Origin of the sequence: Paraburkholderia dinghuensis (assembly GCF_003837865.1) — a bacterium.
Lineage (GTDB): Bacteria > Pseudomonadota > Gammaproteobacteria > Burkholderiales > Burkholderiaceae > Paraburkholderia > Paraburkholderia dinghuensis.
On sequence record NZ_RQIS01000005.1, the window covers coordinates 210,451 to 223,316 of the forward strand.

Genomic DNA, 12,866 nt, shown 5'->3' on the forward strand with positions numbered 1-12,866 from the left:
GCCCGTGGCGTTTTCTTCATCACCCCACGTCAAGTCCGGACCGCTTGTCTCACGCGCCACGCGGTCCGGTTAGATGTATGGAGTGCGTATTTACTCGACGCCGCTTGTGCTTGTGTCTGGTTACGCAAATTCGATGCCACGGGGTCGATCATCGTCGCACGCCGTTCGCGCCTTGCGCGTCGGTACGTCCGTACTGATCGTCGAAACGAACGATGTCGTCTTCGCCGAGGTAGCCGCCCGACTGCACCTCGATGATCTCCAGCGCGGTCTTGCCGGGATTCTCCAGACGATGCTTCACGCCCAATGGAATATAGGTGGATTCGTTCTCGGAAAGCAAAAAGACTTCATCGCCGCGTGTGACGCGCGCGGTTCCGCGCACGACGGTCCAGTGCTCCGCGCGATGGTGATGCATCTGCAGCGAGAGCCGTCCGCCCGGCTTCACGACGATACGCTTCACCTGAAAACGTTCGCCACGGTCTATCGAATCGTACCAGCCCCACGGCCGCTCGACGCGCCGGTGGTGCTGCGCCTCCTCGCCATGCTGATCTTTCAGTTTCCCGACAATTGCTTTTACGTCCTGCACACGATTCTTCGCGGCGACGAGCACGGCATCGGCCGTCTCGACCACTACGACCCCATGCACGCCGACGCACGCAACGAGTCGTCCGTCCGAATGAACAAAGGTATCGGTCACGTCCTCTAGCAGCACGCGTCCACGCGCGACATTGCCGTTCGGATCCTTGTCCGACACCTGCCAGACCGCGTCCCACGCGCCGACATCCGACCAGCCCGCCACGAGCGGCACAACGACGCCCGCAACCCGTGCATCGACGCCGATGGATTCCATCACCGCGTAGTCGATCGAGTCGGACGGACATGCGGCCAGCGCGGCCGCGTCGAGATGCAGACTGCCGTCGGCATCGAGCGTGGCCCGTTCGAACGCGGCCGCACATTGCGCCGCAATAACGGGGCGACGGTGCTCGATTGCCGCGAGCCACACCGAAGCACGCACGACGAAGATGCCGCTATTCCACCAGTAGTCACCCGAGGCGACATAGCGGGCCGCGAGTTCGGCATCGGGCTTTTCGACGAAGCGTTCGATCGGCCGGGCGCCATTTGCGTCGAGCAACCGGCCCACGCCGATATAGCCATAACCGGTTTCAGCGCGCTGTGGCGGCACGCCGAGCGTCACGATCGCCCCGCGCGCCGCGTAGGTCACGGCATGTTCGAGCGCACGGCCGAAGGCGCTGCGGTCGGCGACCAGATGATCGGCCGGCATGACGACGAGCACGGGATCGTAATCCGTGTCGCCGCCGCCCTGAATTTTGCATTCATGGCGCGCGGCAAGCGCGGCTACGGTCAATGCGGGTGCCGTATTGCGCGCGACCGGTTCAAGAACAATACGGGCGGTCACACCACTGCGGCCAAGCCGGTCGACGGTCAACAGACGCAGTTCCTCGCTGCTCACGACGAGCGGCGCGGCCTTCTGCACGGGAGCCGCGGCACCTTGCTGCGTGAATGCACATTCGAGCCGGCGCACGGTGGTCTCGAGGAGCGACTCGCCGTCGAGCAAATCGATTAACTGCTTCGGACAATGTTCACGCGACAGCGGCCACAGACGCGTGCCCGAGCCACCCGCCAGCACCACGGGTTGCACGATAAGCGTGTCCTCGACTTTCTGTTCCGCCGCGATCAAGCCCGCATGGGGCACGACGTGATTCATACGCGCTGCTCCCCGTCGATGTGTATATGCACAATGCGCACCTCCGTCACCAGTCCGGACGTGGCCGCACGCGCTACCTGGGCATTCATTGGAACAAACGTGGAGGTTTAGCTCTGTTCGCATGCACACACTGATCGTGCGCTGTTTCGCGGACGCATCGTTCGTCCACGTAACGTCTCGCGGCACGAGGCGAACCATGTTTCAGCGCCGAACTGTGCGGCGCACACACGTCATGCGCCGCAGCAGCCTTGAATCAAAGCCGACGAATACCTTCCGTGCGACGCGGCACGCTCGCTAAACGCAAGTGAGGCATGTTTCAGCTTGGAGTCATATTCGTGCACGTGCGTCACGCCCGAAAATAACCGCACCGAATCAACGACTTGAATCGACAAAATATCGTATGACCTCAACGCGGGGGGCCGAAGTCATTGTGCAGAACTGAAACAAAAATGGCCCATCCGCCCGTCCGGTAACGCACACACCGCCCGCAGAGACACCAGCCATGGAGGTTTGCGGCACTCTGGCACACCCCCTGCTATAGATCAGTCGCCACACCGAGGCAAACGCCTGGAATCGAAATGGCGGAAGCCCACAAGACTATGGGGCTGGCACGACGAACGTATAGCCGAACGGGAAGCGGCACATAACGACAGATTCGCCGGCCGGAATGAGATAACAACGAGGCAGCGCTTGCCGCCTCAGACGAGGACCAATCATGTTGACCCTTCAATCCGATCTGCACGGAAATCATCTGCTGGGCGCGTTACCGTCGCACGAATGGCAAGCACTCGCCCCGCATCTCGAACTCGTTCACCTGCGCACCGAACAACTGCTGTGCGATTCCGGCCAGCGCATTCACCACGTCTATTTTCCGACCACTGCGATCATTTCGATGCTTTCGACGATGGAAGACGGCAGCTCCGTCGAAATCGCGGCAGTCGGGCGCGAAGGCATGACGGGCGTGCCCGTCCTGACCGGCGGCGAAACCATGCCGAACCGCGTGCAGGTGCAGTCCGCGGGATTCGCGTATCGCATGAGCGCGCAGAGCCTCCGGCAGCAGTTCGCACGTTCGGACTTCCTGCGCCGGCTCATGTTGCTCTACATGCACGCGCTGCTCACGCAGGTTGCACAGACGGCTGCCTGCAACCGTCACCACTCGCTTAGCAAGCAGTTGTGCCGGTGGCTCCTCATCGAAGTGGATCGCGTGGCATCGAATGACCTCACGGTCACGCAGCAACTGATCGCCGATATGCTCGGCGTGCGTCGCGAAGGCATCACGGAAGCCGCGGGCAAGCTGCATGACGATGGGCTGATCCATCACAGCCGTGGTCACATCCGCGTGCTGGACCGCGAGGGCCTCGAATCGCGCGCCTGCGAGTGCTACGGCCTCGTGCGGCGTGAGTTCGATCGGCTGCTGCCCCGCCTGCGTCAGGCAGAAACGGTGGAGTGATGCGTCGCGCGGGGCGACTCGCGCGCACGTCTTTTTCGGCTGGCTGTGCGCATCAGGCGCGAGCCCGGCGGACCGGAACGCCGCTCGAAAACGCTTATCGCTCGCAGCCAGCACAGTTGCGCGAAACATCGTGCATCAGCGCTGTGCCGTTACGCTTCGTTTCGCGCACAACGCATCGATAAAAACAGGATTACTTATTATTTATCCGAAACTGGCGAGCCGAAAATCAATGCTGGCCACAACGCCATCGACCGGCCCTGCAACGAGCGGCGCACGCGCCGCTCGTGCAAGCGTCAGCGCTTCGGATAGTCGATACGTTCGACGCCCGTTTCCGTGCCCAGCAGACACAGGTCGGCGCCGCGTTCCGCGAAAAGACCCACGGTCACGACGCCCGGCCATGCGTTGACGAGCGCCTCGAACCCGCACGGGTCGCTGATGCGCAAGCCCTTTACGTCGAGGATCTCATTGCCGTTGTCAGTGAGGTAGGGCGAGCCATCCTTCTGCACGCGCAGCACAGGCACACCGCCCAGCGCGCTCACGCGCCGGCCGATCGCCGTGCGCGCCATCGGCACCACTTCGATCGGCAGCGGGAACTGGCCGAGCACGTCGACGCGCTTGCTCGCGTCGGCAATGCAGACGAACACGTCCGCCACGGACGCGACGATCTTCTCGCGCGTAAGCGCCCCGCCACCGCCCTTGATCATCGCGCCTTGCGCGTCTATCTCGTCGGCACCGTCGACGTAGACGGTCAGCGACTCGATGTCGTTGAGATCGAAGACGCGGAAACCGTGCGACTGAAGCCGCGCGGTCGTCGCCACCGAGCTGGACACCGCGCCCAGATAGCGGTCCTTGCTCGCCGCGAGCGCATCGATAAAGCAGTTCGCGGTAGAACCGGTACCGACGCCGATCACGGCGCCCTGCGGTACGTTGGCGTTCACATAGTCGGCGGCGGCCTGGCCGACCAGTTGCTTAAGTTCGTCTTGAGTCATGGAAAAACTGCCCGAGGAGGGGGAAAAGGCGGAAAGTCGATAGTTTACCGGAGTTGCGCGAGGCAGCCGGCGCAGCGTCCCCCACCGCGCCGCGAATTCAACGCGTGAGGTCGGTGTCGCCGGGCTGTGCGGGCATGTACTTGTCGAGCAGCGCCTGCGCGATGGCGTCGGTTTGAGCGTCAGGCGTGCCCGAATAGTCGCGCGGACGGAAATGCATCTGGAACGCCGCGATGACGCGGCGCGTGCGCTCGTCGAGCACGCCGTCGGTTGCCACGTCGTAGCCATAACGTGCGAGCTTGAGTTGCAGACCGCGCACATCGGCGGGGCCGTCGGGCGCGCGGCCCGCGAGATCAGCCTTGACCGTGGCGTCGTCCGGCCAGGCGCCCACACCAGCATCGTAAAGCTGCTTCCACGGAAAAAGCGGGCCCGGATCGATCTTGCGCTGCGGTGCGATATCGCTGTGACCAACCACGCGCGTCGGCAAGATGCCGTATCGCACGACAATGTCCTTTGCGAGCCGGATGATCGCATCGACCTGGGCGGGCGGCCACGGCTGCCACGCGCGGCCCTGCGGCGTGTCGCGCGGCCCCAGATTGACATTCTCGATGCCGATCGACGCAGCGTTCAGTTCGGTCGTCCCTTGCCATTCACTCGCGCCCGCATGCCACGCGCGCTGCGATTCCGGCACCAGTTGCCACACGACCGGCTTGCCGTTTTCGACTGGCGGATTTTCGGGCACGAGATAGTGCGAGCTGACCGCTTCGGTCGTGAGCACCTTGAGCGATCCGGCTTCGTCGATCTCGGTGTAGTGCATCACGAGAAAGCGGATGCGCGAGTCGGCGCTCTGCGCGTGATGGCTCGTGTCGGCGACATACGTCCCGCGATCGACCTTCGTGCTGCTGACGCAGGCCGCAAGTGTGAGTGCAAGCGCAAGCATCGCGGCGCGCAAGGCAAAGCGATGAAACGACATTTCCGGGCGTTTATCTCGCGGCAGTCCGCTGGCGAACGGCCTCGAAAAGACACACCCCCGATGCGACGGACACGTTCAGGCTCTCGACCGTCCCCGCCATCGGAATGTGCATGACTTCGTCGCACGTTTCGCGCGTGAGACGGCGCATGCCCTCGCCTTCGGCGCCCATGACGATCGCCACCGGGCCGTCAAGCTTCGTCTGATAGACGCTGGCGCTCGCATCGTCCGACGTGCCGACCACCCACACCCCCGCCTCCTTCAGTTCTCGCAACGCGCGCGCGAGATTCGTCACGGTGATGTACGGAACGGTATCGGCGGCGCCGCTCGCGACTTTCGCTGCGGTCGCGTTGAGGCCCACGGCGCGGTCGCGCGGAGCGATCACCGCGTGCGCGCCAGCGGCGTCGGCGACGCGAAGACACGCACCGAGGTTATGCGGATCCGTCACGCCGTCGAGCACGAGCAACAGCGGCGAGCCGTTGATGCCGTCGAGCAGCTCCGCCAGATTCTGCGCGAGCGGCATGTCGTGGACACGCGCGACGACACCCTGGTGGCGCTCCGTGTGCGCGAGACCCCAAAGCCGCGTTTCGTCGGCTGCGATCACGCGCGCGCCGGCGTCCTTCGCGGCTTGCAGGAAGTCCTGCATGCGGCGATCGCGCCGCGTCGGATCGTAATAGACGTCCTCGACCGTCGACGCGTCGTGCCGCAAACGTGCGGTCACCGCATGAAAACCGTAAAGAACCTTGAGACGTGACATGAATTAGACAACCTCTGATGAACTGCCCGCGATGCATCACGCGCATCGCGAACGAATGTAATTCTCCCGGCCGCCACACGCGGACCGGGCGGCGCGGCGACACCCGCATTGGGCGACCGCCGCGCTGGCGGCACGCTCAGCGCTTCTTGCGCGAAATCGCCTTCTTCGACGCCGCCTTGGACGCGGCATGCTTCTTCGCCGTCTTCGCCGCGCCGCGCGCAGCACGGGCTTCCTTCACGGCGGCGCTCGGTGCAGGTGCGGCCTTCTTGCGGCGCGACGGCTCGCCCTGCGGCAGTCCGCGCACGCGCGGACCGACATCGGCGGCACCCTTGTCAAACGACGCCAGACGATTGACTCCAGGCTTCACAGGCGTATCGCGCACGAGCCGGAAATCGATCTTGCGCGCATCGAGATCGACACGGCCAACCTGCACGCGCACGCGGTCCGAAAGGCGGTAGCGGATACCGGTGCGCTCACCGCGCAGTTCGTTCTTGATCTCGTCGTACTGGAAATAATCGGCGCCCAGTTCCGTCACATGCACCAGACCTTCGATGAAAAGCGCGTCAAGCTGCACGAAAATGCCGAACGACGTCACGCCGCTCACCATGCCGCCGTACTCCTCACCGAGCTTGTCGCGCATGAAGTAGCACTTGAGCCAGGCTTCGACATCGCGCGACGCTTCATCGGCGCGCCGCTCGTTGGCCGAGCAATGCAGGCCGAGTTCTTCCCAGATGGCCGTGTTGTTCCCACGCGCGCGCTTGCCGCGCTTTTCCTCGTCCTCGGCCTGCAGAGCACGGGCGCGCGGCGAGAGCGCCGTGTTCAGCTCCACGCCCTCGGGCGCGTGCGGCTGGTACTTCTTGCCCTGCAGGATCGCGTAGATCGCGCGGTGCGTGAGCAAGTCAGGATAGCGGCGGATCGGACTCGTGAAGTGCGCGTAGGCCTCATACGCGAGACCGAAGTGACCGATGTTGTCCGGGCTGTAGACGGCCTGCTGCATCGAACGCAGCAGCATCGTCTGAAGCATCTGGGCGTCGGGCCGGTCGCGGATGTGCGCCATCAGCGCGGCGTAGTCGCTCGCGTGCGGCGTGTCACCGCCGCCCAGCGTAAGGCCCATGCCGCGCAGGAAAGTGCGCAGGTTCTCGAGCTTCTCCGCGGTCGGGCCCGCGTGCACGCGATACAGGCCCGGGTGTTTATTGCGCTTCAGGAAATCCGCTGCACACACGTTGGCCGCAAGCATGCATTCTTCGATCAGCTTGTGCGCATCGTTGCGCTGACGCGGCACGATCTGCTCGATCTTGCCCTGCGCATTGCACACGATATACGTCTCGGTCGTGTCGAAGTCGATGGCGCCGCGCTTCTGGCGCGCGGCGAAAAGCGCCTTGTACACGCCGTAGAGGTTCTGCAACTGCGGAAGGAGCGACTGGCGGCGCATCGCCTCCGGTCCCTTGGTGTTCTTGAGCACCGCAGCGACTTCGGTATACGTGAGGCGCGCGGCGGAGTGCATCACGCCCGGGTAGAACTGATACGCCTTGATCTCGCCGCGCGTGGTGATCACCATGTCGCACACGAGCACACAGCGGTCGACGTGCGGGTTGAGCGAACACAGCCCGTTCGAGAGCTTCTCGGGCAGCATGGGAATCACGCGGCGCGGGAAATAGACCGAAGTGCTGCGCTCGATTGCATCGATGTCGAGACCGCCGCCGGGCAGCACGTAGTGCGAGACATCGGCGATCGCGACGATCAGGCGGAAACCCTCGCCACGGCCGACCTGCATCGGCTCGCAATAAACGGCATCGTCGAAGTCGCGTGCGTCCTCGCCGTCGATCGTCACGAGCGGCACGTCGCGCAGATCCACGCGATAGCGGATATCGGCCGGACGCACGGCGTCGGGCAGCTTTGCGGCTTCGGCAAGCGCCACGTCGCTGAATTCGTGCGGCACACCGTACTTGCGCACGGCGATCTCGATCTCCATGCCGGGATCGTCGATATCGCCGAGCACCTCGACCACACGACCGAGCGGTTGCGAATGGCGGCTCGGGAAGTCGGTCAGCTCGACCACCACGACCTGCCCCACCTTCGCCTTCTTCGTGTTTTGCGTGACCAGAATGTCGTGGCCGATGCGCTTGTCCTCTGGCGCGACGATCATCGCGCCACTTTCGTTCAGGAGACGCCCGATTACCCTGCGGTTCGCGCGGTCGGTGACCTCGACGATATGCCCCTCGGGACGCCCGCGCCGGTCGTAGCCGACGATGCGCGCGAGCACGCGATCGTTGTGCATGACCTTCTGCATTTCGCCTTGTGGCAGGAACAGATCGTCCTGACCGTCGTCGCGCACGAGGAATCCATAGCCGTCGCGATGGCCCTGCACGCGGCCGGCAACGAAGCTGGAGGGATGGGCGAGCTGATAATGACCGCGCGCGTCAAGACGGATCTGGGCGTCGCGCTCCATGGCGGCGAGCCGCCTGAAGAACCCTTCGCGCTCCTGGCGCTTGATGGAGAGTGCCTCGGCGATATCGTTCGCGGTACAGGGCGAGTCACTGGTCCGCAGCACGCCGAGGATCTCTTCGCGGCTGGGAATCGGGTACGGATATTTGCTCAAGGGCTTGTCGATGGTTGTTCTCGTTGCGTCGATGTCGGATCTGTCGCGTCGCCAGGCGTTGCCCGGACGGCGCCGCGTTCTTCGAGTACCACAGCATCAGTTCAGCGGCCGGCGAAGTCCGGTGGACCGCTCACATCGCGCGTCGCGTACCGGCGGCCTGCTGCGAGGCATTCTAACACCCGCTTTGCGCGCGACAGACGCCTCTGAGAACGCTTGCGCCCTGCTCGTGCCCCTTCCGGAGCGGCAACCTGCGCTTCGCGAGGCCGCGCGAGCGATCGATCCGACCGGCTTCACGAAACGCTTGACAAAGCCCTTGGGCACGTTATAATCATCGTCTTTGCTGCACGATACAACCGTTCAGCAATCGACACCTTGCCCAGGTGGCGGAATTGGTAGACGCACCAGGTTCAGGTCCTGGCGGTGGCAACACTGTGGAGGTTCGAGTCCTCTCTTGGGCACCAAAAAACTCTTTCCAGCGATTCTCTGGAAGTAGTTCATCAGCGAGACCCCGCATAGCGATTTACGCCGGCGGGGTTTTTGTTTTCGTGCTCCCTCTTTCGCGCTTCTCCCGGTCGATGCCGTAGCGTACGCATCAGGAATCGGAACGCAAGTCGCCCCCACCCACGATTCATCGGTTTTCATTCCCTGCACACGACGCTTCATCTGGTTCGCTATTCGGCCGCCCTGCGCACCCTGCACGATTCGCTCCGACTCTGGAGAAAATTCTTAAAACTCCGTTGACAGGTTTCATCAGCCCGCTATAATTGCGGTCTAGCTTGAAGACGTGCCCAGGTGGCGGAATTGGTAGACGCACCAGGTTCAGGTCCTGGCGGTGGCAACACTGTGGAGGTTCGAGTCCTCTCCTGGGCACCACGCTCTTCAAGACAGAATCGATCAAAAAAGCCCGCAAATTGCGGGCTTTTTTGTTTTCGATGCTGGTTTTCGACTGCGGTTGAAAACGGCGGTTTTCAACCCCGAGGCGCAGTCTCACGCCGCTTCAAGGTGCCTCAACAGTGCATCCACGCTGCCCTTCGCATCGCCGAACAGCATCCGCGTGTTGTCCTTGTAGAACAGCGGATTGTCGACACCCGCGTAACCTGTCGCCATGCTGCGCTTGGACACGACTACGGTGCGCGCCTTCCACACTTCGAGCACTGGCATGCCCGCGATCGGGCTCGCCGCATCCTCCTGCGCGCCCGGATTCACGATGTCGTTCGCGCCGATCACCAGCACGACGTCGGTGCTCGTGAAATCGTCGTTGATCTCGTCCATCTCGAGCACGATGTCATACGGAACCTTGGCTTCGGCCAGCAACACGTTCATGTGTCCCGGCAGACGGCCCGCGACCGGATGGATAGCGAAGCGCACGCGCACACCGGCAGCCCGCAAACGTCGCGTGATCTCGCTGATCGTGCCCTGCGCCTGGGCGACCGCCATACCGAAACCTGGCACGATGACCACTTCGCTCGCGTCGCGCAGCAGCGAACCCACTTCGTCCACGGACGTCGCCACAACCTCGCCCTGCGGCGTCGAGCTTGTCGTCGACGCGGTTGCGCCGAAGCCGCCGAGAATCACCGAGACGAAGCTGCGGTTCATCGCCCGGCACATGATGTAGCTGAGAATTGCGCCGCTCGATCCGACGAGCGCCCCGGTCGTGACGAGCAAATCGTTGTCGAGCATAAAACCGGTCGCGGCAGCGGCCCAGCCGGAATAGCTGTTGAGCATTGACACCACCACGGGCATGTCGGCCCCGCCGATCGCCATGACGAGATGCACGCCGAGCGCCGCCGCGAGCGCACACATGATGAGCAGGGCGTAGAGGCCGTCGGTACCTGCGGGCACGCTCAAGAAGCGATAGCCCAGCACGACGCACGCAGCGAGCACGGCGAGGTTCAGCCAATGTCGCGCGGGCAGAACGAGCGGCTTGCCACTCACCGTCCCCTGCAATTTCAGGAACGCGACTATCGATCCGCTGAAGGTCACTGTGCCGATGAACGCACCGATATAGATTTCAGTGTTGTGTATCGTGCGCTCGACGCCACTCAATGTCGCATCAGCAGAGAGATAGTTCGCGATGCCAATCAATGCCGCGGCCAGACCGACGAAGCTGTGGAGCATCGCGACCAGTTGCGGCATCTGCGTCATCTCCACGCGCCTCGCCAGCACGGCGCCGAATCCGCCACCGACCACCGCTGCGACGAGCGCAATCTGCAATCCCGCTCCACCCGTGACGAGCAGCGTAGCGAGCACCGCGATCAGCATTCCTGCCATGCCATAGAGATTGCCGCGCCGCGCGCTCGTGGGATGCCCGAGGCCCCGCAGGCTCAGGATGAAGAGCGTCGCTGCGCCGAGCCACGCCATATTTCCGATTCCGTTCAGCATGACGTCTCCTCAGGTTCGCTGGAACATTTTCAACATGCGCTGGGTCACGAGAAATCCGCCCGCGATATTGATCGTCGCCACTACAAGCGCAATGCCCGAGAGCACGCTCACAATCGTGCCGGTGCCGCCTGGATGCAGCAGCGCGCCGATCACGATGATGCCGCTGATTGCGTTCGTCACGCTCATGAGCGGCGTATGCAATGCAGGCGTCACGTTCCAGACCACCTGATAGCCGACGAAAACAGCCAGTACGAACACCGTGAAGTGCGCAACGAACGCCCCCGGCGCAACAGCGCCGAGCGCAAGCAGCAGCAACGCGGTGGCCATCAACGCGACAAGCGACCAGACGCCATGCCGGCGTGCGGCATGCGCATCGGCTGCATCCGGCGTCGCGCTCGCCACGCCTTTCGCTGTCGGCGACATGGGCGTCGGCGCGGGTGAAGGCGCCACCACGGGCGACGGCCAACACAGGGTGCCGCTCTGCATGACTGTCGTGCCGCGTTGCACGACGTCGTCCATGTCGAGTTGCAGTTCGCCATTCTTTCCGGGTGTGATGTCGGTGAGCAGATGGCGCACATTGGTCGCGTAAAGCTGGCTTGACTGGTTTGCCATGCGGCTCGGAAGATCCGTATATCCGATCACCGTCACGCCGTTCACGCTTACCACTTCGCCCGGTTGCGTCAGTTCGCAGTTACCGCCCTGCTCTGCCGCCATGTCGACGATCACGCTTCCCGCCCGCATGCACGCCACAGTCTGCGCGTTGATGAGCAGCGGCGCGGTCTTGCCCGGAATGAGCGCGGTCGTGATGATGATGTCGACCTCGCGAGCCTGCGCTTCGAAGAGCGCCATTTCCGCTTCGATGAACTTCGCGCTCATCTGCTTCGCGTAACCGCCCGTGCCCCCGCCCTCCTCGTCGATATCGATGCCGAGGAACTCCGCGCCCATGCTCTCGACTTGCTGCGCCACGTCGGGCCGCGTATCGAACGCTCGCACGATCGCGCCGAGCCCACGCGCGGCGCCAATCGCCGCCAGTCCGGCGACGCCAGCACCGATCACCAGCACTTTTGCAGGCGGCATCTTTCCCGCCGCCGTAATCTGTCCGGTGAAAACACGCCCGAAATGCTGCGCCGCCTCAATCACGGCGCGATAGCCGGCCATGTTCGCCATCGAACTCAACGCGTCCAGCTTCTGTGCGCGCGAAATGCGCGGCACGCAGTCCATCGCGAGCACGGAGGCGCTGCGCGTGGCGAGCACGTCGAGCAACGTGGCGTTTTGCGCGGGCCAGACGAAACTGATGAGCGTCGCGCCGGGCTTGAGCTGACGCGCTTCGTCGATCGATGGCGGCCGCACCTTGGTCACGACGTCGGCGGTCGCCCAAAGCGTGGCTGCATCGGCGACGATCTGTGCGCCCGCGAGCGTGTACGCCTCGTCGCTAAACGATGCGAGCGCTCCCGCGCCAGCCTCGACGTTGACTGTGTAGCCGAGTTTGATTAGCTCTGCGATGCTTTGAGGCGTCGCGGCCACGCGACGCTCACCCGGATGTGTTTCGCGCGGAACGGCAAGGGTCATCACCATGGCGCACCTGTCCACGGTTCAGTCGCAATGACGAGGGCACAACAGATCGGCGGCGCGCCGAAGGGCCTGGCGCGCCGAATGCGTTGCCATGACTTCATGAAACGTCTCCTGCTCGATGTTGGAATTCTGTGTGTGCCGCGGCTTGTCGACGGGTGTCGCGTCGTTCTCCGGTCCGGCTCAGGGTTGCGGGTTCCCCGATCTGAGGAATTCAAGCGCGGCTTCGCGTGCGCCCGCAATGGCGGCCGCTTCGCTCGCGAATACGGTCCCGTCGATCATCCAGTGCATAGGGAATGCGGCTTGTGGTTCTTCCCGTGGCTCGTCGCCGCGCGCATGAATGGCGGCAAAGGCAGCCCAGCCGCCGTTGTGAATCAGCTGGCGTGCCGAGAGTTCGACCACGTAGTGACCGAGTGTTTCGGTCTGCATC

General features: G+C 63.7%; 9 protein-coding genes and 2 tRNA genes. 3 read left to right on the forward strand and 8 right to left on the reverse strand.

The genetic code is table 11. The features are described from left to right. Positions 1–148 precede the first annotated feature (148 nt). Positions 149–1,723, reverse strand: coding sequence for a mannose-1-phosphate guanylyltransferase/mannose-6-phosphate isomerase (locus D1Y85_RS08935; protein WP_124150690.1), 1,575 nt, complete (start codon positions 1,721–1,723; stop codon positions 149–151). Between the two features lie 715 nt (positions 1,724–2,438). Here D1Y85_RS08935 and D1Y85_RS08940 point away from each other — a divergent pair. After that, positions 2,439–3,173, forward strand: coding sequence for a Crp/Fnr family transcriptional regulator (locus tag D1Y85_RS08940; protein ID WP_124150691.1), 735 nt, complete (start codon positions 2,439–2,441; stop codon positions 3,171–3,173). A gap of 293 nt (positions 3,174–3,466) precedes the next feature. On the opposite strand, the gene rpiA is transcribed toward D1Y85_RS08940, so the two are convergent. The 4 genes from rpiA to rnr all read right to left on the reverse strand — a co-directional run bounded on the left by rpiA (position 3,467) and on the right by rnr (position 8,485). Further along, positions 3,467–4,162 carry a ribose-5-phosphate isomerase RpiA gene (gene rpiA / locus D1Y85_RS08945; RefSeq protein WP_124150692.1) on the reverse strand — a complete coding sequence of 232 codons (696 nt, stop codon included), beginning with the start codon at positions 4,160–4,162 and terminating at the stop codon, positions 3,467–3,469. 97 nt (positions 4,163–4,259) lie between these two features. Beyond that, entirely contained in the window at positions 4,260–5,132 is an 873-nt protein-coding gene (locus D1Y85_RS08950) for an N-acetylmuramoyl-L-alanine amidase (RefSeq protein ID WP_124150693.1), read from the reverse strand. 10 nt (positions 5,133–5,142) lie between these two features. Next, entirely contained in the window at positions 5,143–5,886 is a 744-nt protein-coding gene (gene rlmB / locus D1Y85_RS08955) for a 23S rRNA (guanosine(2251)-2'-O)-methyltransferase RlmB (RefSeq protein ID WP_124150694.1), read from the reverse strand. A 136-nt stretch (positions 5,887–6,022) separates the two neighbouring features. Next, a complete protein-coding gene (gene rnr / locus D1Y85_RS08960; protein WP_124150695.1) occupies positions 6,023–8,485 on the reverse strand; it encodes a ribonuclease R in 2,463 nt (820 codons plus the stop codon). A gap of 374 nt (positions 8,486–8,859) precedes the next feature. Here rnr and D1Y85_RS08965 point away from each other — a divergent pair. After that, positions 8,860–8,946: transfer RNA gene (locus D1Y85_RS08965), tRNA-Leu, on the forward strand. 325 nt (positions 8,947–9,271) lie between these two features. Further along, a tRNA-Leu gene (locus tag D1Y85_RS08970) sits at positions 9,272–9,358 on the forward strand. Between the two features lie 114 nt (positions 9,359–9,472). Here the strand turns inward: D1Y85_RS08970 and D1Y85_RS08975 are convergent. The 3 genes from D1Y85_RS08975 to D1Y85_RS08985 all read right to left on the reverse strand — a co-directional run bounded on the left by D1Y85_RS08975 (position 9,473) and on the right by D1Y85_RS08985 (position 12,865). After that, positions 9,473–10,867, reverse strand: a complete 1,395-nt coding sequence (locus tag D1Y85_RS08975; RefSeq protein WP_124150696.1) for an NAD(P)(+) transhydrogenase (Re/Si-specific) subunit beta — start codon at positions 10,865–10,867, stop codon at positions 9,473–9,475. A 9-nt stretch (positions 10,868–10,876) separates the two neighbouring features. Then, complete coding sequence (locus D1Y85_RS08980; RefSeq protein ID WP_124150697.1) at positions 10,877–12,442, reverse strand: Re/Si-specific NAD(P)(+) transhydrogenase subunit alpha; 1,566 nt, start codon at positions 12,440–12,442, stop codon at positions 10,877–10,879. Between the two features lie 177 nt (positions 12,443–12,619). Continuing rightward, the gene (locus tag D1Y85_RS08985) at positions 12,620–12,865 is read right to left on the reverse strand and encodes a hypothetical protein (protein ID WP_124150698.1); all 246 of its coding nucleotides are present in this window, start codon (positions 12,863–12,865) and stop codon (positions 12,620–12,622) included. Between the last annotated feature and the right edge of the window lies 1 nt (position 12,866).

What these genes read in the sequence shown, in the direction of transcription:
- D1Y85_RS08935 (WP_124150690.1), bottom strand. Translation starts at nt 1,723, where the DNA reads ATGAATCACGTCGTGCCCCATGCGGGCTTGATCGCGGCGGAACAGAAA.
- D1Y85_RS08940 (WP_124150691.1), top strand. Translation starts at nt 2,439, where the DNA reads ATGTTGACCCTTCAATCCGATCTGCACGGAAATCATCTGCTGGGCGCG.
- rpiA (WP_124150692.1), bottom strand. Translation starts at nt 4,162, where the DNA reads ATGACTCAAGACGAACTTAAGCAACTGGTCGGCCAGGCCGCCGCCGAC.
- D1Y85_RS08950 (WP_124150693.1), bottom strand. Translation starts at nt 5,132, where the DNA reads ATGTCGTTTCATCGCTTTGCCTTGCGCGCCGCGATGCTTGCGCTTGCA.
- rlmB (WP_124150694.1), bottom strand. Translation starts at nt 5,886, where the DNA reads ATGTCACGTCTCAAGGTTCTTTACGGTTTTCATGCGGTGACCGCACGT.
- D1Y85_RS08975 (WP_124150696.1), bottom strand. Translation starts at nt 10,867, where the DNA reads ATGCTGAACGGAATCGGAAATATGGCGTGGCTCGGCGCAGCGACGCTC.
- D1Y85_RS08980 (WP_124150697.1), bottom strand. Translation starts at nt 12,442, where the DNA reads ATGGTGATGACCCTTGCCGTTCCGCGCGAAACACATCCGGGTGAGCGT.
- D1Y85_RS08985 (WP_124150698.1), bottom strand. Translation starts at nt 12,865, where the DNA reads ATGCAGACCGAAACACTCGGTCACTACGTGGTCGAACTCTCGGCACGC.